The organism is Sphingobium sp. TomMM15, assembly GCF_055397045.1.
The window spans coordinates 2459755-2479618 of record NZ_AP027314.1 but is presented as its reverse complement, the minus strand read 5'-3'; the positions used below and the strand labels follow the sequence as shown (position 1 = coordinate 2479618).

General features: G+C 60.6%; 29 protein-coding genes. 1 reads left to right on the top strand and 28 read right to left on the bottom strand.

Annotated elements, in window-relative coordinates:
- The first annotated feature begins 81 nt into the window (after positions 1–81).
- Positions 82–894, top strand: a complete 813-nt coding sequence (locus tag ACZ51H_RS12380; protein ID WP_449470823.1) for a CsgG/HfaB family protein — start codon at positions 82–84, stop codon at positions 892–894.
- Between the two features lie 92 nt (positions 895–986).
- On the opposite strand, the gene ACZ51H_RS12375 is transcribed toward ACZ51H_RS12380, so the two are convergent.
- The 28 genes from ACZ51H_RS12375 to rpsL all read right to left on the bottom strand — a co-directional run bounded on the left by ACZ51H_RS12375 (position 987) and on the right by rpsL (position 19698).
- Positions 987–1991: an acyltransferase family protein gene (locus ACZ51H_RS12375; protein WP_464801995.1), complete on the bottom strand. Its 1005-nt coding sequence runs from the start codon at positions 1989–1991 to the stop codon at positions 987–989.
- A gap of 456 nt (positions 1992–2447) precedes the next feature.
- On the bottom strand, positions 2448–3104 hold the full coding sequence (locus ACZ51H_RS12370) for an adenylate kinase (RefSeq protein ID WP_449470821.1): 657 nt from the start codon (positions 3102–3104) through the stop codon (positions 2448–2450).
- Between the two features lie 44 nt (positions 3105–3148).
- Entirely contained in the window at positions 3149–4513 is a 1365-nt protein-coding gene (gene secY, locus ACZ51H_RS12365) for a preprotein translocase subunit SecY (protein ID WP_196225099.1), read from the bottom strand.
- Between the two features lie 316 nt (positions 4514–4829).
- Positions 4830–5366 (bottom strand): 50S ribosomal protein L15, encoded by a 537-nt coding sequence (rplO, locus tag ACZ51H_RS12360; RefSeq protein WP_196225098.1) that lies wholly within the window; start codon positions 5364–5366, stop codon positions 4830–4832.
- Positions 5367–5645: 279 nt separating this feature from the next.
- Entirely contained in the window at positions 5646–5825 is a 180-nt protein-coding gene (gene rpmD / locus ACZ51H_RS12355; RefSeq protein WP_196225097.1) for a 50S ribosomal protein L30, read from the bottom strand.
- Between the two features lie 5 nt (positions 5826–5830).
- Positions 5831–6556 carry a 30S ribosomal protein S5 gene (gene rpsE / locus ACZ51H_RS12350; protein ID WP_449470819.1) on the bottom strand — a complete coding sequence of 242 codons (726 nt, stop codon included), beginning with the start codon at positions 6554–6556 and terminating at the stop codon, positions 5831–5833.
- Between the two features lie 2 nt (positions 6557–6558).
- Positions 6559–6924: a 50S ribosomal protein L18 gene (gene rplR / locus ACZ51H_RS12345; RefSeq protein ID WP_449470817.1), complete on the bottom strand. Its 366-nt coding sequence runs from the start codon at positions 6922–6924 to the stop codon at positions 6559–6561.
- A gap of 1 nt (position 6925) precedes the next feature.
- Positions 6926–7459, bottom strand: a complete 534-nt coding sequence (gene rplF / locus ACZ51H_RS12340; RefSeq protein ID WP_460987202.1) for a 50S ribosomal protein L6 — start codon at positions 7457–7459, stop codon at positions 6926–6928.
- Positions 7459–7854, bottom strand: a complete 396-nt coding sequence (gene rpsH, locus ACZ51H_RS12335; protein ID WP_021239751.1) for a 30S ribosomal protein S8 — start codon at positions 7852–7854, stop codon at positions 7459–7461. Before rpsH ends, rplF begins: the two co-directional genes overlap by 1 nt.
- Before the next feature lie 12 nt (positions 7855–7866).
- The gene (gene rpsN / locus ACZ51H_RS12330) at positions 7867–8172 is read right to left on the bottom strand and encodes a 30S ribosomal protein S14 (protein WP_007707881.1); all 306 of its coding nucleotides are present in this window, start codon (positions 8170–8172) and stop codon (positions 7867–7869) included.
- A 51-nt stretch (positions 8173–8223) separates the two neighbouring features.
- Positions 8224–8796, bottom strand: coding sequence for a 50S ribosomal protein L5 (gene rplE, locus ACZ51H_RS12325; protein ID WP_449470813.1), 573 nt, complete (start codon positions 8794–8796; stop codon positions 8224–8226).
- Positions 8796–9107, bottom strand: coding sequence for a 50S ribosomal protein L24 (gene rplX / locus ACZ51H_RS12320; protein ID WP_196225092.1), 312 nt, complete (start codon positions 9105–9107; stop codon positions 8796–8798). Before rplX ends, rplE begins: the two co-directional genes overlap by 1 nt.
- Complete coding sequence (rplN, locus tag ACZ51H_RS12315) at positions 9107–9475, bottom strand: 50S ribosomal protein L14 (protein ID WP_007686569.1); 369 nt, start codon at positions 9473–9475, stop codon at positions 9107–9109. Before rplN ends, rplX begins: the two co-directional genes overlap by 1 nt.
- A gap of 164 nt (positions 9476–9639) precedes the next feature.
- On the bottom strand, positions 9640–9903 hold the full coding sequence (gene rpsQ / locus ACZ51H_RS12310) for a 30S ribosomal protein S17 (RefSeq protein WP_006960320.1): 264 nt from the start codon (positions 9901–9903) through the stop codon (positions 9640–9642).
- A gap of 12 nt (positions 9904–9915) precedes the next feature.
- Complete coding sequence (gene rpmC / locus ACZ51H_RS12305; RefSeq protein WP_056691689.1) at positions 9916–10119, bottom strand: 50S ribosomal protein L29; 204 nt, start codon at positions 10117–10119, stop codon at positions 9916–9918.
- Between the two features lie 3 nt (positions 10120–10122).
- The gene (gene rplP / locus ACZ51H_RS12300; RefSeq protein WP_267249803.1) at positions 10123–10554 is read right to left on the bottom strand and encodes a 50S ribosomal protein L16; all 432 of its coding nucleotides are present in this window, start codon (positions 10552–10554) and stop codon (positions 10123–10125) included.
- A 21-nt stretch (positions 10555–10575) separates the two neighbouring features.
- A complete protein-coding gene (gene rpsC / locus ACZ51H_RS12295) occupies positions 10576–11271 on the bottom strand; it encodes a 30S ribosomal protein S3 (RefSeq protein WP_196225090.1) in 696 nt (231 codons plus the stop codon).
- Between the two features lie 4 nt (positions 11272–11275).
- Positions 11276–11662: a 50S ribosomal protein L22 gene (gene rplV, locus ACZ51H_RS12290; RefSeq protein ID WP_449470811.1), complete on the bottom strand. Its 387-nt coding sequence runs from the start codon at positions 11660–11662 to the stop codon at positions 11276–11278.
- Positions 11662–11940, bottom strand: coding sequence for a 30S ribosomal protein S19 (gene rpsS, locus ACZ51H_RS12285; protein WP_007686576.1), 279 nt, complete (start codon positions 11938–11940; stop codon positions 11662–11664). The genes rplV and rpsS overlap by 1 nt, the downstream gene beginning before the upstream one ends.
- Before the next feature lie 5 nt (positions 11941–11945).
- Positions 11946–12782, bottom strand: coding sequence for a 50S ribosomal protein L2 (rplB, locus tag ACZ51H_RS12280; RefSeq protein WP_196225088.1), 837 nt, complete (start codon positions 12780–12782; stop codon positions 11946–11948).
- Positions 12783–12784: 2 nt separating this feature from the next.
- Positions 12785–13102: a 50S ribosomal protein L23 gene (locus ACZ51H_RS12275; protein WP_021239762.1), complete on the bottom strand. Its 318-nt coding sequence runs from the start codon at positions 13100–13102 to the stop codon at positions 12785–12787.
- On the bottom strand, positions 13095–13718 hold the full coding sequence (gene rplD, locus ACZ51H_RS12270; RefSeq protein WP_449470809.1) for a 50S ribosomal protein L4: 624 nt from the start codon (positions 13716–13718) through the stop codon (positions 13095–13097). The genes ACZ51H_RS12275 and rplD overlap by 8 nt, the downstream gene beginning before the upstream one ends.
- A gap of 3 nt (positions 13719–13721) precedes the next feature.
- Positions 13722–14477 (bottom strand): 50S ribosomal protein L3, encoded by a 756-nt coding sequence (gene rplC, locus ACZ51H_RS12265; RefSeq protein ID WP_449474571.1) that lies wholly within the window; start codon positions 14475–14477, stop codon positions 13722–13724.
- Positions 14478–14752: 275 nt separating this feature from the next.
- Positions 14753–15061, bottom strand: a complete 309-nt coding sequence (gene rpsJ / locus ACZ51H_RS12260; protein WP_004208724.1) for a 30S ribosomal protein S10 — start codon at positions 15059–15061, stop codon at positions 14753–14755.
- A 208-nt stretch (positions 15062–15269) separates the two neighbouring features.
- Positions 15270–16460 (bottom strand): elongation factor Tu, encoded by a 1191-nt coding sequence (gene tuf / locus ACZ51H_RS12255; RefSeq protein ID WP_464771678.1) that lies wholly within the window; start codon positions 16458–16460, stop codon positions 15270–15272.
- A gap of 136 nt (positions 16461–16596) precedes the next feature.
- Complete coding sequence (fusA, locus tag ACZ51H_RS12250) at positions 16597–18690, bottom strand: elongation factor G (protein WP_464771677.1); 2094 nt, start codon at positions 18688–18690, stop codon at positions 16597–16599.
- A gap of 152 nt (positions 18691–18842) precedes the next feature.
- The gene (gene rpsG, locus ACZ51H_RS12245) at positions 18843–19313 is read right to left on the bottom strand and encodes a 30S ribosomal protein S7 (RefSeq protein WP_013847768.1); all 471 of its coding nucleotides are present in this window, start codon (positions 19311–19313) and stop codon (positions 18843–18845) included.
- A gap of 13 nt (positions 19314–19326) precedes the next feature.
- Complete coding sequence (rpsL, locus tag ACZ51H_RS12240; RefSeq protein ID WP_007686591.1) at positions 19327–19698, bottom strand: 30S ribosomal protein S12; 372 nt, start codon at positions 19696–19698, stop codon at positions 19327–19329.
- Positions 19699–19864 lie beyond the last annotated feature (166 nt).

The following is a 19864-nucleotide window of genomic DNA, read 5'->3' as shown; positions in this document are numbered from 1 at the left end:
TATGGTAATTGACGCGAGCCTTAAACGGGTCGTACCATAATAAAAATTCCATAATTAACCGCTCGAAAGGGATTTGGGGCAATGTTCAAGACGGTTTCCGCGCTCGTCGCGACAGCATCGATGCTTGTTACGCCGATGTCTGCGATGGCGCAGACGAATATGAGTTCTTCTGGCAAGACCTATAAGGATGGCACCACCAAAGGCGCCTCCTCGGGCCGCAGGTCGCAGGAGCGCGCTCAGCAGGAGATTCCCCGCTGCACCCGCCGCCTTGGCACTGTCGCGATTGTCGAACCCGACAACCAGTGGTGGCGCGAGTTGAACCTGGGCAGCCCGGAAGCGATCCTCAAGGTGTTCATCCAGCAGTCCGGCTGCTTCGGCATCGTCAACCGCGGCCGCGCCATGCAGAGCCGGGCGATGGAACGCGCCATGGCGGACTCGGGCGAATTGCAGGCTGGATCGAACCTGGGCCGGGGCCAGGTCAAGGCAGCCGATTATTATCTGGAGCCTGATATCGTCTCGTCCAACCGCAATTCTGGCGGCGGCGGCTTCGGCGCGGCACTTGGCGGCCTGATGGGCGGCACGTTCGGCGCACTTGCTGGGGGCCTCAACATCAAGAAGAAGGAAGCGAACGTCACGCTTTCCATCGTCAACGCCCGCACGACGGAAGAAGAGGCGCTGACCGAGGGATACGCCCGCAAGACCGACATCGGCTTCGGTGGCGGCGGCGGTGCCGGTTGGTGGGGTGGCTTTGCTGCTGCCGGTGCGAGCGGCTACCAGAATACCGAGATCGGCCAAGTGATCGTCCTGGCCTATCTGGACGCCTATACCAAGCTGGTCACGCAGATGGGCGGGTTGCCTGCCAACGCGGCAGCAGCAGCCCCCCGCGCGCAGTAAAATCTTAATACAGGGCTTGGCACCAATGCCGAGCCCCTGTTCTTATCTCTTTGCTCACCACCGCTGTCGATGCGACGGAATATACATCTTCGTTAAACGGTACGGGACGAGGCTTCAGCGTGCACAAACCTATTTCCACGCCGCCGTCGCCACCACGATATTATCGCCTCGCCTGCGGGACGCTCCACCAGTCTGTTGATGCCCGCGCCCAAAGTTAACGCGGCAAGAAACGCGGAGAAGAAGGCGAGCCACGGGCTGTAGCCCTGCTCCGCCATTTTCAGCATCACGACAAAACCCACATGCTGATGGATGAGGTAGAAGGAATAGCTGATCCCACCCATCCAGAGCAGTGGACGTGACGCGATCCACTGCAGATGCCCTCTGATCAGCGCTGCAAAGCCTGCAAGCAGAATACAAGCCATTAGCGTGACGTCCCAACTTTCCACGAAGGCGACCGACAGCAGTGCAAGGAGGGAGTAGGGAGATTGCTGGCGCCAGCTTCGCTGACCGGACCATACACGGTACGACAGCATCCCGATGATGAAGAAGGGGAGATAGCGCAGTACCAAAAGCATGACGATGCGTTCTGGCATGTCGGGCCATAACCCATAAATCGCGCGAACCGCGAGCCACAATGCCAGCATCGGTTCGAGCCTTTTCAATCCAGCCCATTTCCAGATCGATATCATGCAGAAGTAAAAGGCGATTTCGACGGTCAAAGTCCAATAAGCGCCGTCTACCTCAGGAAGAAACGCGAACCCCTGCAACATCGTGAAGTTAGCCAGGATAGCGCTGGGACCTACCAGCAATTGGGACGCCTTTGCCGCATATTCGATCGACAAGGTTAGCAACATCGCGACGATATAAGCCGGATAAAGCCGAGCGATCCGGTTTACCGCAAAGTCGGCGACGCTACCGATCCGATCCAGCGTGAAGAATATGGCGAAGCCCGAGATCGTGAAAAACAGCAGGACGCGATAATTGCCCCCGGGAAAGCTGAAGGGCACGTGCGCCGCTTGGGGAAAAAGCTCGTGGAAACGCGTGGAATAATGAAAAATCAGCACGCACAGCGCGCCGATGCCTCTCAAAGCATCCAATTCCGCCAAGCGGTTCCGAGTAGGCAATGCAGTCACTCGAATGCATTAGCAATGAAACAGCAATCAATCGGTTAAGATATTAGGGTCGGATATATATTGTTGCTGGCACCTCCATGCGGAGTCCAGCTTGGAAGGTCAGCCGCCCTGCTCCGCTGTGCGCTTCAGCCGTGCAAGTTGCTTAGAAACAGCCTCCCGCTTTTGTATCCCGGCTAAGGTTGGCGGCATCGCCCCTGCAGGTGTGTTCGCTGCTCCACCAGCGCGCCGATGAAGCAATCAAGGATATATTGTTTGCACGTCGCCCAGGATTTCGACGCTGCTGACTACCTCGAAGCCGAATCGTTCGCAGACTTAACTTCCGCTTGGACGGCCGTTCCGCCAGCGAGCGCAGTGACCAGGATGGCCCGAATAGAGTTCCGCATGCCTTCCTCCCGCCTCTGAAAGACGGGAGAAATTATCTCAGCCTTTAGCGTGATCCAATATGCCCGCGATTGCCGCAGTCACATCGTCCATGTCAGCCATGCCGTCCACACGAGACACAATCCCTCGCGCCTCATAGATTGGAAGGATGGGGGCGGTCTTAGCGCGATATTCCGCCATCCGGGTGCGAACCGTTTCTTCATTATCGTCGGGACGGCGCTTGAACTCATGCCCATGACATTTGTCGCACTCATCAGCGACCTTGGGCTGCTTGAAGCTGTCGTGATAGCCCTCACCACAGGTCGCGCAGGTGAAGCGGCCCGTGATACGCTCAACCAGAGCGTCCTCATCGACGTCGAGTTCGATGACATGGTCCAATGTACGGCCGCGATCGGCAAGAATGGCGTCGAGCGAATGGGCCTGAGCTTCGGTGCGCGGATAGCCGTCGAAGATCACGCCAGTGCTGTCGGCCAACCCATCCAATGCTTCGCCGATGATGCCGGAAACGATTTCATCCGAAACCAGTTCACCCGCCTCCATCACCGCCTTGGCCTTGAGGCCAATCGGCGTCTGCGCCTTTACCGCCGCCCGGAGCATGTCACCCGTCGACAGCTGAACCATGCCACGGGTTTCGACCAGGCGGCTCGCCTGCGTGCCCTTCCCTGCTCCCGGAGGACCCAGCAGAATGATATTCATTTTGCGCATACTCCCCTGTTCTTGCGCCGCGCCTCGATGCGCTTTTAGCGAAGGCGTCCCTTCAGCTTCGCCTTCTTGATCAGATCCCCATATTGGTGAGCCAGCAAATGGCTCTGGATCTGCGTCACGGTATCCACCGTGACATTGACCACGATCAGCAGACTCGTCCCGCCCAGATAGAAGGGAATACCCGCCCGGGCGATGGCAAATTCCGGCACCAGGCATATGATGGCCAGATAGGCAGCACCAATCACCGTGATCCGGGTCAGCACATAGTCCAGATAATTTTCGGTGTTCTTGCCGGGACGGATGCCCGGTATAAACCCGCCATTCCGCTTGAGATTATCTGCCGTCTCCTCAGGATTGAACACAACCGCGGTGTAGAAGAAGCAGAAGAACACGATACCCAGGCCGTAAAGGCCCATGTAAACCGGGCTGCCGTGCGACAGATATTGGTTCAGCGTCAGTACGAAATCCCCAAGCCTGCTCTCACCGGCAATGGTTCTACCCGCGAACTGGGAAATGGTGAGTGGCATCAGCAGAAGCGAACTGGCGAAGATCGGCGGGATAACGCCGGCGGTATTTACCTTGAGCGGCAGATGGCTGCGATCCGCTTGCATCAATCCCTGACGAGTCTGGCGCTTGGGATACTGGATCAGCACGCGGCGCTGCGCGCGCTCCATGAAACAGATCAGCAAGATCAAGCCGACCGCCAATGCGATGACCATCACGATCAGCAGACCCGAGATCGATCCCTCGCTGCCCGATTTGAAAAGATTGCTTAGGGTGACCGGAAGCTGAGCAACGATACCAGCCATGATTATTAGGCTGACGCCGTTGCCGATACCGCGCGACGTGATCTGTTCACCCAGCCACATCAGGAACATCGTGCCCCCGATCAGCGACACGACCGCTGCGATCCGGAACAGAAAACCGGGATCGACCACTGCTTGCACGCCCGATTGTGCACCGAAGCTTTCGAGGCCGACCGCGATGAAATACCCTTGCACCGCAGTCAGGCCAACCGTGCCGTAACGCGTATACTGGTTGAGCTTTTTGCGACCGCTCTCGCCTTCCTTCTTGATCGCGGCGAGTTGCGGCGAAAGGCTGGCCGCGAGCTGTACGACGATCGAGGCCGTGATATATGGCATCACCCCGAGCGCGATCAGGCTCATGCGTGACAGAGAACCACCCGAAAAGGTGTTGAAGATGTCCAGGACACCACCGTTCGTCTGCTTGTAAAGCTGAGACAGCGCGGTCGGGTCGACGCCCGGTAGCGGCACGAAACTCAGGAAGCGAAACACGATCAAGGCGCCCAGTGTGAACCATAGGCGCTTCTTGAGGTCGGTCGCCTGGCTGAACTTTGCCAGGCTGAGATTGGATGCGAGCTGGTCGGCTCTCGATGCCATCTTGGCTGCCCTTCAAAACATCTTGGCCAAGGTCACGCCCCAGCCTGAATCGCTAATCCCTTAGCGGGGTCATGGGGCGCTGTCGAACCGGGATTTGCGGATGATGCGACAAAGTGCGCCTTCAGCGTCCCGCCCTTCCTTGCGTTCCCCATTTCCTTTCGAGCGGAGTCGAGAAACGGGTGATGTCCTGACGGTACCGAGACAGTGCGCGACACGATCTGACGAAAGGAAGGCTGCCGGAACATTGCCCGAAACACATAGCCCCGCTCACCCATATCGGGCAGCGGGGCCATGCTTGCAAGCCTTGGCGGCTTGATTAGGCCTTGGCCGCGGCCTTCTTGGCAGCCAGGGCCGTGCCCTTCTTGGCCTTCGCCTTATCGGCAGCGGGAACGACTTCGATCACCTGGACCTTGCCGCCAGCCTTCTCGACCGCCTCGACAGCGCCCTTCGAGGCACCGGCGACCAGCAGGTTGACCTTGGCGGTCAGTTCGCCCTTGGCGAGCAAACGGACGCCGTCCTTGCCGCCGCGAGCCAGCGCAGCAGCCTTCAGCGCCGCATGGTCGATGGTCGCATTGGCGTCGAGCTTGCCGGCGTCGATCGCCTTCTGCACCGCGCCCAGGTTCACGATCGCGTAATCCTTGGCGAAAATGTTGTTGAAGCCGCGCTTCGGCAGCCGCATGTGCAGAGGCATCTGGCCGCCTTCGAAGCCGTTGATCGCAACGCCCGAACGCGCCTTCGCACCCTTCTGGCCGCGACCAGCGGTCTTGCCCTTGCCCGAGCCGATACCACGGCCGACGCGCATCCGACCCTTACGGGCACCGGCATTGTCATTGAGTTCGTTAAGCTTCGTCATTGTGCACTCGCTTTCGCTATGTTCGCGCGAGGCATGATTGCTCTTTGAGCAGTCATGCCGAAGTCCCAGCGAAGGCTGGGACCGCTGGCGGCTGAACGCGACTTCTCGGGTCGCGCCTAGCCAAATGAAACCGGGGGTCTCCTCACAAGAGAACTCGCCATCCGGCATGATATCCCAGCCTATGCTGGGATTTTGGAAGTCGCGCCTTTAGCGCGTCTTCCAAAAAAACGAAAGAGGGGTTTCCCCCTCTCCCGCTTCATTCCATTGTGATCGGAAGGCTCAGCCCTCGACTACTGCGACCATGTGGGGAAGCTTGGCAATGGCACCGCGGACTTCCGCTGTGTCTTCCAGTTCAACCACGCGGTGCATCTTGCCAAGGCCGAGGCCGATCAGAATCTTCTTCTGGTCGGCGGGACGGCGGATCGGTGAGCCGATCTGCTTGATCTTGATCTTCGCCATATCCGTTACTCCACGATCGCTTCGGCATCAGCCTGCGCGACTTCGGCCGAGGCGCCACCACGACGAAGCAGGTCAGCAACCTTCTTGCCACGACGCTGCGCCACCGACTTCGGACTGGTCTGTTCGCCCAGCGCCGAGAAGGTCGCACGAATCATGTTGTACGGGTTCGACGTGCCGTTCGACTTCGTCACAACGTCTGCAACGCCGAGGCTTTCGAACACCGCGCGCATCGGACCACCGGCGATGATACCCGTACCGGCCGGGGCCGAACGAACCGTCACCTTGCCCGCGCCGAAATGGCCGAGGCCATCATGGTGCAGCGTGCGGCCTTCCTTCAGCGGCACGCGAACCATCGCCTTCTTGGCCGAAGCGGTCGCCTTGCTGATGGCTTCAGGCACTTCACGCGCCTTGCCATGGCCGAAGCCCGCACGACCCTTGCCGTCGCCGACAACCACCAAAGCAGCAAAGCCGAAGCGCTTACCGCCCTTGACGGTCTTCGAGACGCGGTTGATGTGAACCAGCTTCTCGATCAGCTCTTCGCCCTGTTCCTCGTCACGGTTACCACCGCGACGATCGTCACGACGGCCACGGCCGCCACGCTCACCACGGTTGCGGTCACCGCCGCGACCACGGCCACGACCAGGACCACGGCCCTCGGTCGGTGCATTCTCGCCGCCTTCGACAGCAGCAGGTGCGCCCGCCTGGGCCTGGATTTCGTTTTCGTCAGCCATGATCAGAACTCCAGCCCGCCTTCGCGGGCGGCATCGGCCAGCGCCTTGACGCGGCCATGGAACAGGAAGCCACCACGATCGAACACGACCTTGGTGACGCCGGCAGCGGTCGCCGCAGCGGCAACGCGCTTGCCGACTTCGGCAGCGGCTTCCGAAGAGGCGCCAGTCTTACCCAGAGCCTTCGACCCGACGTCCTTGTCCAGGGTCGACGCGGCGGCCAGGGTCTTGCCCTGCGCATCGTCAATGACCTGGGCGTAGATGTGACGGCCCGAACGGTGGACGCTGAGGCGAGGTTTGTGGCCCGATACTGCCTTGAGCGCGGTGCGAACGCGGCGACGACGCCGCGCGAAGAGGGAAAGCTTTGCCATCTTACTTCTTCTTCCCTTCCTTGCGGAAGATGAACTCGCCGGCGTACTTGATACCCTTGCCCTTATAGGGTTCGGGCTTGCGCCAGCGGCGGATCTCGGCCGCAACCTGACCCACCTTCTGCTTGTCAATGCCGCTGATCTCGACCGTCGTGTTATCCGGGGTCTTGATTTCGATACCTTCCGGGATCGCGAAATCGACGTCGTGCGAATAGCCGAGCTGCAGCTTCAGGGTCTTGCCCTGCGAGTTGGCGCGGTAGCCGACACCGGTGATGAGCAGCTTCTTGGAAAAGCCCTCGGTCACACCGGTGATCAGGTTCGCGATCAGCGTGCGCTGCATGCCCCAGAAAGCGCGGGCGCGCTTGCTGTCATTGGCAGGCTTCACGGCGATCGATCCGTCTTCGATGCTGTAGGTGACTTCGTCGGCCAGCGGAATGGCGAGGGTACCCTTGGGACCCTTCACCGACAGCTGACCGCCTTCGATGGCGGCGGTGACGCCCGCAGGGACGGCAACCGGTTTCTTACCAGTGCGGCTCATCAGAACACCTCCGCCAGCACTTCGCCGCCGACATTCTGCTCGCGCGCTTCAGCGTCGGACAGAACACCGCGAGGCGTCGAAACAATTGTAATGCCCAGGCCGTTACGGACCACCGGCAGTTCCTTGGAACCCGAATAGACGCGGCGGCCAGGCTTGGACACGCGGGCGACATGCTTGATCGCGGGCTGGCCCTCGAAATATTTCAGCTCGATGCGCAGGCCCGGGTGCTTGCCGAGAGCTTCCTCGGAATAACCACGGATATAGCCTTCGCGCTGCAGCACGTCGAGCACGCGGGCGCGCAGCTTCGAAGCGGGGGACACAACGCTGTCCTTCTTCGCCTGCTGCCCGTTGCGGATGCGGGTGAGCATATCACCCAGGGGATCGGTCAATGCCATCTCAAATGATCCTTACCAGCTCGACTTGGTGACGCCGGGGATCAGGCCCTTGTTGGCCAGATCACGCAGCTGCACGCGGCAGAGGCGGAATTTGCGGTAATAAGCGCGGGGACGCCCCGTCAGTTCGCAGCGGTTCCGAACGCGAGTCGGGTTGCCGTTTCGGGGAATCTCCGCCATCTTCAGACGCGCGATCAGACGATCGCTGTCGTCGGCCGCGGTATCATTCGCGATCGCCTTGAGCTTCGCATAGCGGCCGGCATATTTCTTGACCAGCTTCTTGCGGCGCTCATTCTTGTTGATCGAACTCAGTTTCGCCATGACTTAAGTTCTCTTTCCTTGGTGTCTTTGGAAAGAGAAGCGGGACCTGATTCAGGCCGCCTGCTTCTCTTCGATCGGGAAGGGGAAGCCAAAGAGACGCAGCAGTTCGCGCGCTTCCTCGTCCGTCTTCGCCGTGGTGGTCACGATGATGTCCATGCCGCGCACCTTGTCGATGCGGTCATAGTTGATCTCCGGGAAGATGATCTGCTCCTTGATGCCGAAAGCATAGTTGCCACGGCCGTCGAAGCTCTTCGGATTGAGACCACGGAAGTCGCGCACGCGAGGCAGAGCAACGTTGATCAGGCGATCAAGAAACTCGTACATGCGTTCACGACGCAGCGTGACCTTGGCACCGATCGGCATGCCTTCACGCAGCTTGAACTGCGCGATCGACTTGCGAGCCTTGGTGATCACCGGCTTCTGGCCAGCGATCAGTTCCATTTCCTCGGCGGCCGACGTGACCTTCTTCTTGTCCTGGGTCGCTTCGCCCACGCCCATGTTGAGCGTGATCTTCTCGATCTTCGGGACCTGCATGACGTTTTCGTAACCGAACTTCTCGGTCATCGCCTTCGCGATTTCCGCGTCATACTGCGCCTTGGAGCGCGGGGTGTACTTGTCGCTCATTACAGCACCTCACCGGACTTGACGGCGACGCGGACCTTCTTGCCGTCGCGGTCCTCGAAACGGACGCGGGTCGGCTTGCCATCCTTGTCGGCGACAGCGACGTTCGAAATGTGGAGCGGCGCGGGCTTGCGCTCGATGCCACCCTGCGGGTTCGCCTGGTCGGGCTTGCGGTGACGCGCATGCACGTTAATGCCTTCCACCAGGACCTTGTCGTCCTTGGGCAGCACAGCCAAGACAGCGCCGGTACGGCCCTTGTCCTTGCCAGCGAGCACGACGACCTTGTCGCCCTTCTTGATTCTAGCAGCGCTCATTACAGCACCTCAGGAGCAAGGCTGATGATCTTCATGTGCTTCTTGGCGCGCAGTTCGCGAACGACCGGGCCAAAGATACGGGTGCCGATCGGCTCCTCGTTCTTGTTGATCAGCACGGCGGCGTTGCCGTCAAAGCGAATCACGCTGCCATCAGCGCGACGCACGTCCTTGGCGGTGCGCACGATGACAGCGCGATGCACGTCACCCTTCTTCACCTTGCCACGAGGCGCAGCCTCCTTGATCGAGACGACGATGATGTCGCCCACGCTCGCGAAGCGACGCTTCGAGCCGCCCAGCACTTTGATGCACTGGACGCGCTTGGCGCCGCTGTTGTCAGCAACGTCAAGATTGGATTGCATCTGGATCATTGATCCGGTTCCTTCTTGTCTGGCCTACCGAGACTGTCCCGGCGGTTCCGAATTCGGGTTTCGACCGGAAGATTCGAAACACGAAGCGCGGGCCTGTAACCTCTCCGACAAGAAAAGGCCAGCCCCGCGTCCGAAATTTCGACCCTCAAGGCCGGTGACTAACCTCAGGCCGCCGTTTCAGGCGACTTGTGGGTGTCCACGCGCTCGATGACCTTCCAGGTCTTGAGCTTGGAAATCGGAGCGGTCTCTTCGATGCGGACCGTTTCGCCTTCCTTGTAAACATTGCCCTCGTCATGGGCATGGTACTTCTTGGAGCGGCGGATGATCTTGCCGTAGAGCGCATGCTTAACCTTGCGCTCTACGCGAACCACCACCGTCTTGTCGGTCTTGTCGGAAACCACCGTTCCCGTCAGCACGCGCTTGGGCATCGTGTGTTTCCTTTACTTCGCGGCGGAGCTGTTACGCTCCGTCTGCAGGGTCTTGATCTGCGCGATCGAACGGCGGACTTCCTTCACGCGGCTGGGCTTTTCCAGCTGGTTGGTGGCCGCCTGGAAACGCAGGTTGAACTGCTCGCGCTTCAGGTTGTTGAGTTCGGTCGACAGTTCGTCGTCCGTCTTGGTCTTGAGGTCGGCAACGTTGGCCACGGCTTAGCCCTCCAGGTGCGAGGTGTCGCCGAGGCGGGCAACGACCTTGGTCTTGATGGGCAGCTTCATCGCGGCGCGCGAGAATGCCTCTGCTGCGAGCGGGCCAGGAACGCCGTCGAGTTCGAAAAGGATACGACCTGGCTTGACGCGAGCCGCCCAATATTCGACCGAGCCCTTGCCCTTACCCTGACGGACTTCGGCAGGCTTCTTCGACACCGGAACGTCGGGGAACACGCGGATCCACAGACGACCCTGGCGGCGGATGTGCCGGGTGATCGCGCGGCGGGCCGCTTCGATCTGACGCGCGGTAACGCGCTCGGGTTCCAGAGCCTTCAGGCCATAGGAGCCGAAGTTCAGGTCCGAACCGCCCTTGGCGTCGCCCTTGATCCGGCCCTTGAAGGTCTTGCGGAACTTCATTTTTTTCGGTTGCAGCATGACGCTATACCTACCTTATTCTCAGCGCGCCGGGCGTACGCCGGAGGTCTGAGCCTCCAGCATCAGCCGGTCGGTAGCCATCGGATCATGACCAAGGATTTCGCCCTTGAAGATCCAGACCTTGATGCCGCAAACGCCATAGGCGGTGTGCGCCGTGGCTTCAGCATAGTCGACGTTCGCACGGAGCGTGTGCAGCGGAACGCGGCCTTCGCGATACCATTCCACACGTGCGATCTCCGCGCCGCCCAGACGGCCGCCGCAAGTGATCTTGATCCCTTCCGCGCCGAGACGCAGGGCGGACTGCACCGCGCGCTTCATCGCACGGCGGAACGCCACGCGACGCTCCAGCTGGTCGGCAATGCCCTGTGCCACGAGCTTGGAGTCTACTTCCGGCTTGCGGATCTCGACTATGTTCAGGCTGACATCCGAAGAAGTCAGGCTGCCCAGCTTCTTGCGCAGCTTCTCAATGTCCGCACCCTTCTTACCGATGATCACACCGGGACGAGCAGCATATACCGACACGCGGCACAGCTTAGCCGGACGCTCGATCACGACCTTGGAGATCGCGGCCTGCGGCAGGTTCTTCATGATATACTGGCGGATCTTCAGATCCTCCAGCAGCAGGCGACCATAGTCGGCGCCTTCCGCGTACCAGCGGCTATCCCAGGTGCGGTTGATCTGCAGGCGCAGACCGATCGGATTGCTCTTGTGACCCATAGTCTTACGCCTCCGCTTCTTCAGCTGCTTCGCGAACGACGATGCGCACGCGGCTGAAGGGCTTCAGGATCCGGGTCGACTTGCCGCGGCCGCGGGCGTGGAAGCGCTTCAGGGTGAAGCTCTTGCCCACCGATGCTTCCGCGACGACCAGCGAGTCGACGTCCAGATTGTGATTGTTTTCCGCATTGGCAATGGCCGAAGCCAACACCTTGCGCACGTCGACAGCCATCGCCTTCTTCGAGAAGGCAAGGATGTTCAGCGCCTCTTCGACCTTACGGCCGCGGATGAGCGTGGCGACCAGGTTCAGCTTCTGGGCCGAACCACGGATCTGCGTGCCAACGGCCAGCGCCTCATTGTCGGCGACGCGACGGGGAGCCTTTTCCTTGCTCATTAGCGCTTGCCCTTCTTGTCGGCAGCGTGGCCGGGAAAGTAGCGGGTCGGGGCGAATTCGCCCAGCTTGTGACCCACCATATCCTCGTTCACCGAAACCGGCACATGCTTGCGGCCGTTATAGACGTTGAACGTCAGGCCAACGAACTGCGGCAGGATGGTGGAACGGCGCGACCAGGTCTTGATCGGACCCGAACGGCCACCGGCGTCCTGCGCCACTTCCGCCTTCTTCAGAAGGCTGAGGTCCACGAAAGGACCTTTCCAGACGGAACGAGCCATCTCGCTTACCTCTTCTTCTTCGCGTGGCGGCTACGGATGATGAACTTGTCCGTCGCCTTGTTGTGGCGGGTGCGCGCACCCTTGGTCGGCTTGCCCCAGGGAGTAACCGGATGACGGCCGCCCGAGGTCCGGCCTTCACCACCGCCATGGGGGTGATCGACCGGGTTCTTCGCCACACCGCGCGTCAGCGGACGGATGCCGTTCCAACGGTTGCGGCCTGCCTTGGCGAGATTGGTGTTGCCATTGTCCGGGTTGGACACGGCACCGATGGTGCCCATGCAATCGGAACGGATGTAGCGCTGCTCGCCCGAAGACAGGCGGACCATCACCATGCCGCGATCGCGGCCGACCAGCTGGGCGTAGGTGCCCGCCGACCGGCAAAGCTGACCGCCCTTGCCCGGCTTCATCTCGATGTTGTGGATGATCGTGCCAACCGGCATCTGACCCAGTTCCATCGCATTGCCCGGCTTCACGTCGGTCTTCTTGCCCGCGATGACCTTGTCACCCGGCGCAAGCCGCTGCGGTGCCAGGATGTAGGCCTGGGTGCCATCGGGATAGTTCACCAGAGCGATGAAGGCTGTGCGGTTGGGGTCATATTCCAGACGCTCGACCGTACCTTCGACATCCCACAAGCGGCGCTTGAAGTCGATGATGCGATAGCGCTGCTTGTGACCGCCGCCGATACCGCGCGAGGTCACATGGCCCTTGTTGTTACGGCCACCAGTCTTGCGCTTGCCTTCGGTCAGCGCCTTGACGGGCTTGCCCTTGTGCAGGCTGGACTTGTCGACGAGGATCAGGCCACGCTGCGCGGGGCTGGTCGGGTTGTAGCTCTTAAGCGCCATGATCAGCGCACTCCTTCGGTGATGTCGATCGACTGGCCGTCAGCCAGACGAACGATCGCCTTCTTCACGTCCGAACGAGTGTAGGGCTTGCCCTTCCACTTCTTCGTCTTGCCCTTGGCGACCAGCGTGTTCACGCTCTTGACGGTCACGCCCCAGAGCGCCTCGACGGCCGCCTTGATCTCCGGCTTGGTCGCATCATTGGCGACCTTGAAGACCACGGCGTTATTCTCGGAGAGAAGCGTCGACTTCTCGGTGATGACCGGGGCGACAACGACGTCATAATGACGATTGTCGACCTTCGCGGCTTCTTTCTTAGCCATTGAAACGCGCCTCCAGCTTTTCGACCGCGGCACGCGTCAGCACCAGCGAATCGGCCTTCAGGATGTCGTAAACGTTGGCGCCCACAGCGGGCAGCAGGTTCACGCCGATGATGTTAGCCGAAGCCTTGGCGAAGCTGATGTTCACGGCGTCACCGTCGATGAACAGCGCCTTGGTGAGGTTCAGCTTGGCGAGGCTGGCGACCAACTCGCGGGTCTTGCCGTCCTTGACGTCGAGGCTGTCGATGATGGTGAGCGATCCGCTCTTGATCTTAGACGACAGCGCCATCTTCAGGCCCAGCGCACGAACCTTCTTGTTCAGCGAGGGATTGAAGTCGCGGACGCGGGCACCGTGAGCCTTACCACCGCCGATGAATACCGGCGCGCGGCGATCGCCGTGACGGGCGGTGCCGCCACCCTTCTGGCGGCCGAACTTCTTGCCGGTGCGGGCAACGTCGCTACGCTCGCGCGTGCCGCGGGCAGTGCCGCGACGCTTTTCGAGCTGCCAGGTGACGACGCGGTGCAGGATGTCGGCGCGAGGCTCGAGGCCGAACACGGCATCGTTGAGCTCCAGTTCGCCAGCAGTCTGCGCGTCGAGGGTCTGTACATTGACCTTCATGGTTTAGCCCTCCTGGCCTTCGGTGACTTCGGGAGCCGCAGCTTCTTCAGCCGGGGTGTTCGCCGGAGCGCTATTGCTGTTCGCAGCCTGCTTCAGGCTGGCGGGATAGGGTGCGTCCGCCGGGCGAGCGACCTTGACGGCGTCGCTGACGGTGAGCCAGGTCCCCTTCGCGCCCGGAACGCTGCCCTTCACGAAGAGAAGGCCGCGCTCGACATCGGTGCGCACGATTTCGAGGTTCTGCTGGGTCCGCTCACGGTCGCCCATATGACCTGCCATCTTCTTGTTCTTGAAGACGCGGCCCGGATCCTGACGGTTACCGGTCGAACCATGGGCACGGTGACTGATCGACACGCCGTGGGTGGCGCGCATACCTCCGAAGCCCCAGCGCTTCATGGCGCCGGCGAAACCCTTACCCTGGGTGTGACCGGCAACATCGACCAACTGGCCAGCGATGAAATGATCGGCCGCGATCTCGGCGCCGACATCGAGGAGCGCGTCCTCGGCGACACGGAATTCGACCAGACGCGCCTTCGGCTCCACTTCCGCCTTGGCGAAGTGACCGCGCTGCGGCTTGGCGACATTCTTGACCTTCGCGACGCCCGCACCAAGCTGAACCGCGACATAACCGTCACGATCAACTTCCTTGCGAGCCACGACCTGATTGCCCTCAAGGGCCAGAACCGTAACCGGTACATGCCGTCCGTCCTCCTGGAACAGACGGGTCATCCCGACTTTCTTAGCGATCACGCCTGTGCGCATCACTGATTACTCCCATAGAGGCCCGCCTTAGCAGCGGGCGTATCCAACGAAAAAACCGCTCAGGATCCCTCCTTCGCGGCCAACCCAAATAACAAATCACCCCGTCCGGGTTGGTTGCCACTCCCTACTCGGGAACAGCGACGGGGGACCAGGACCACGAGCCATTTCCAGTTTACCGGAGAGGCCGTGCGGTATCCCTTGTGTCGTTTGAGCTTCCGGTCTCCCGGAATGCCCGATACCCTGCCATCCTTGCGGAAAAGCAGGGACTTGCCAGCTTAAGCCAGCTTGATTTCCACGTTCACGCCGGCAGCCAAGTCCAGCTTCATCAGCGCGTCGACCGTCTGCGGCGTCGGCTGCACAATGTCAAGCATACGCTTGTAGGTGCGGACCTCGAACTGCTCGCGTGACTTCTTGTCGATGTGCGGACCACGGTTGACCGTGAACTTTTCGATGCGCGTCGGAAGGGGAATCGGACCGCGAATAAGGGCGCCGGTGCGGCGGGCGGTTTCGGCGATGTCGCCGGTCGCCTGATCAAGCACGCGATGATCGAACGCCTTGAGGCGAATGCGGATGTTGCTGTCCATTGTTCCTGTACCGATGCGAAAGAGCCAAAAACCTGGAGCATTTTCAGAAATCAGCTGGAGCAGCCGATGACTTGTGAGAATGCACCACCAAAAAATATCCGCCCCGTTTCCGGCCCTTCTAGCTCAGTCGAGCCGGAGAAAGGCGATCCGGGGCGGTAGAAATTCCGAGCGGCGCGAATCAGGCGATTCGCGCCGCTGCGGTCCTATATTACTTCGAGATCGTGCCGACAACCCCGGCGCCGACGGTGCGGCCGCCTTCACGGATGGCGAAGCGCAGACCCGAGTCCATCGCGATAGGGGCGATGAGCTTGATGTTCAGCTTCACATTGTCGCCGGGCATGACCATCTCAGTGCCCTCGGGGAGGATGACTTCGCCGGTGACGTCCGTGGTGCGGAAGTAGAACTGCGGACGATAGTTCGCGAAGAACGGGGTGTGACGGCCGCCTTCTTCCTTCGACAGAACATAGACTTCCGCGTCAAACTCGGTGTGCGGCGTAACCGAACCGGGCTTGGCCAGAACCTGACCACGCTCAACGTCTTCACGGCCAACGCCACGAACCAGAGCACCGATGTTGTCGCCCGCACGACCTTCGTCGAGCAGCTTGCGGAACATTTCCACGCCCGTGACGGTGGTCTTGCGGGTGTCCTTGATGCCGACGATCTCGACTTCTTCGCCAACCTTGACGATACCGGTTTCGACGCGCCCAGTCACAACGGTACCACGACCTGAGATCGAGAACACGTCTTCGATTGGCATAAGGAAAGGCTTGTCGATCGGGCGCTCGGGCTGCGGAATGAAGCTGTCAACAGCAGCCATCAGCTTCAGGACGGCTTCCTTGCCGATTTCATCGTTCGAGCCATCCAGCGCCTTCACGGCCGAGCCGGGGATGACAGGGATGTTGTCGCCGTCGAAGTCGTAGGACGACAGCAGTTCGCGGATTTCCAGCTCGACGAGCTCGAGGATTTCCGGATCGTCAACCAGATCGACCTTGTTCATGAACACGACCAGCTGGGGAACGCCGACCTGCTTGGCGAGCAGGATGTGCTCACGGGTCTGCGGCATCGGGCCGTCGGTGGCCGAGACGACGAGAATCGCGCCGTCCATCTGAGCAGCACCGGTGATCATGTTCTTCACGTAGTCAGCGTGACCCGGGCAGTCGACGTGCGCGTAGTGACGGGCTTCGGTCTCATATTCGACGTGCGCGGTCGAGATGGTGATGCCGCGCTCGCGCTCTTCGGGAGCCTTGTCGATGTTCGCGTAGTCAACGAAGGTCGCGCCGCCGGTTTCGGCCAGCACCTTGGTGATCGCCGCGGTCAGCGAGGTCTTGCCATGGTCAACGTGACCGATGGTGCCGATGTTGCAGTGCGGCTTGTTCCGCTCAAACTTAGCCTTAGCCATTTTATCCTACCTTCTAATCAAATCAGCTTTGGTCTGACCGCTCGGCCGCGCCTCGCGAAGGCGCGTCCATAGCAGCAAATTCACAGATTACCAGCCCCTAACCGAGCCGTGTGCACGGCTCGATTAAGGAAAATCATCAGGCCATCTTCGCCTTGACTTCGTCCGCCACATTCTGCGGCACTTCGTCATAGTGGGAGAAGATCATCGAGTAGTTCGCGCGGCCTTGAGTGAAGGAACGCAGCGAGTTCACATAGCCGAACATGTTGGCCAGCGGCACCATGGCTTCGACCACCTGGGCATTGCCGCGCGTGTCGGTGCCTTGAATCTGACCACGACGGCTGTTCATGTCGCCAATGACGTCGCCCAGATATTCCTCCGGGGTTACGACTTCGACCTTCATGACCGGTTCGAGCAGCGTGATGCCCGACTTCTGCGCCGCTTCGCGCATTGCTCCGCGAGCACAGATTTCGAACGCCAGTGCCGACGAGTCGACGTCATGGTACGCGCCATCATAAAGCACGATGTCGAAATCGATAATCGGGAAGCCGATCAGCGAGCCGGTTGCCGCCGTCTCACGGAAGCCCTTTTCAATAGCGGGAATATATTCCTTGGGAATGTTACCGCCCTTGATCTCATCCTTGAACTGGATCCCCGCGCCGCGCTCGCCCGGGGTCAGCTTCACCTTCACGCGGCCGAACTGACCGGTACCACCCGACTGCTTCTTGTGGGTGTAGTCGATGTCGACCGGCTTCTTGAGATATTCGCGATAGGCCACCTGCGGCGCGCCAACATTCGCCTCGACCTTGAACTCGCGCTTCATGCGGTCGACCAGGATTTCGAGGTGAAGTTCGCCCATGCCCTTGATGATGGTCTGGCCCGATTCGTGGTCGGTCGTGACGCGGAAGGACGGGTCTTCGGCGGCCAGGCGGTTGAGCGCGACGCCCATCTTTTCCTGGTCCGCCTTGGTCTTGGGTTCAACCGACAGCTCGATCACCGGCTCGGGGAATTCCATTCGCTCCAAGATGATCGGCTGGCGCTCGGCGCACAGCGTATCACCGGTGGTGGTTTCCTTCATGCCGGCCAGCGCGACGATGTCGCCGGCATATGCCGCGTCGATATCTTCACGGCTGTTCGCATGCATCAGCAGCATGCGGCCGATCTTTTCCTTCTTGTCCTTGACCGAGTTCAGATAGGTGCCCTTGGTCAGGGTGCCCGAATACACGCGCAGGAAGGTCAGCGAGCCGACGAACGGATCGTTCATGATCTTGAACGCCAGACCCGAGAAGGGCGCGTCGTCGGCGGTCGCGCGGCTGTCGGGCTGGTCGTTGTCGGGGTTGATACCCTGAACGTCCTCGATGTCGAGCGGCGATGGCAGATAGTCGACGACGGCGTCGAGCAACGGCTGAACGCCCTTGTTCTTGAACGCCGAGCCACACAGCACCGGCACGAACGCCTGGCCCAGCGTACCCTTGCGGATCAGCTTCTTGAGGGTTGCGGTGTCGGGCAGGTTGCCTTCAAGATAGGCTTCCATCGCTTCGTCATCCTGCTCGACGGCAAGTTCGATCAGCTTTTCACGATATTCGGCAGCCTTGTCAGCCATGTCAGCGGGGATTTCTTCGTAGGTGAACTCCGCGCCTAGATTCTCATCCTTCCAGATGATCGCGCGGTTTTCGACCAGATCGACCAGGCCCTTGAAATCCGACTCAGCGCCGATGGGCAGATAGAGGACGGCTGGGGTAGCGCCCAGACGATCAATGATCGTCTGCACGCAATAATAGAAGTTCGCGCCGGTACGGTCGAGCTTGTTGATGAAGCACATGCGCGGCACGCGATACTTGTCAGCCTGGCGCCACACGGTTTCCGACTGCGGCTCAACGCCAGCAACGCCGTCGAACGCAGCGACCGCACCGTCGAGCACGCGCAACGAACGTTCAACTTCGATGGTGAAGTCGACGTGGCCGGGGGTGTCGATGATGTTCAGGCGATGCTCAGGCCCCTTGCCCTCTTCGGCCTTCCACACACAGGTGGTGGCCGCAGACGTGATGGTGATACCACGCTCCTGCTCCTGCTCCATCCAGTCCATGGTGGCGGCGCCGTCATGGACTTCGCCGATCTTGTAGGACTTGCCGGTATAATAAAGGATACGCTCGGTCGTGGTGGTCTTGCCGGCGTCGATATGCGCCATGATACCGAAATTGCGATAGCGTTCGAGCGGATGGCTGCGGGCCATGATGCTTCTCCGTTGCCGGCGCACCGGCGATGAGTGAGTGAGTCTTGCGGCTGGCCCCTAAACCAATCCGTCCGCCATGGGTAGCCCCACGGCGAACGGACCGACATTCAAAACCAGATAGAAAAAGCGGGCACCAAAGCGCCCGCCTTTCTTTACCAGCGGTAGTGCGAGAAGGCGCGGTTCGCTTCCGCCATGCGGTGCGTATCTTCGCGCTTCTTGACCGCGTTACCACGGTTGTTGGCAGCGTCCAGCAGCTCACCCGACAGGCGCGCGGCCATGGTGGTTTCGCTGCGGTTGCGCGACGCGGTGATCAACCAGCGGATCGCCAGCGCCTGGGCGCGCTCGGGGCGAACTTCGACGGGGACCTGGTAGGTCGCACCGCCAACGCGGCGGCTGCGGACTTCGATGCCGGGCTTCACATTGTTCAGCGCGTCATGGAACATGCCGATCGGGTCCTTCTTGGACTTCGCTTCGACAGTTTCGAGCGCACCGTAAACGATGGACTCGGCGACGGCCTTCTTGCCATCCTGCATGATGCTGTTCATGAACTTCGACAGCACGATATCACCGAACTTGGGATCGGGCAGGATAACGCGCTTTTCGGGGCGACGACGACGTGACATATTCTAGTCTCCCTTACTTCGGACGCTTCGCGCCGTACTTCGAACGGCTCTGCTTACGGTCCTTGACGCCCTGGGTATCCAGAACGCCGCGCAGCACGTGATAGCGCACACCGGGAAGGTCGCGTACGCGGCCGCCACGGATCAGCACAACGCTGTGCTCCTGAAGATTGTGGCCTTCACCCGGAATGTAGGTGATGACTTCGCGCTGGTTGACCAGACGCACCTTCGCCACCTTACGGAGAGCCGAGTTCGGTTTCTTCGGGGTCGTCGTGTAAACACGGGTGCAAACGCCGCGCTTTTGCGGGTTCGCTTCCATTGCAGGGACCTTCGACTTGGTCTTCTGCAGTTCGCGGCCCTTGCGGACCAGCTGGTTGATTGTTGGCATGAAGCCCTTCACCTTTTCAGTTACTTTACCGCAAGCATTCCCGCGTTCTTCACGGCCTGAAAAGGATGACCTTTCAAACAGCAAAGGCCCCGACGGGCATTAACCCGCCTGGAGCCGCAAGAGCACCGGCAATGTTCAGCTCTATGTCGCCTGGCATGTCACCGAC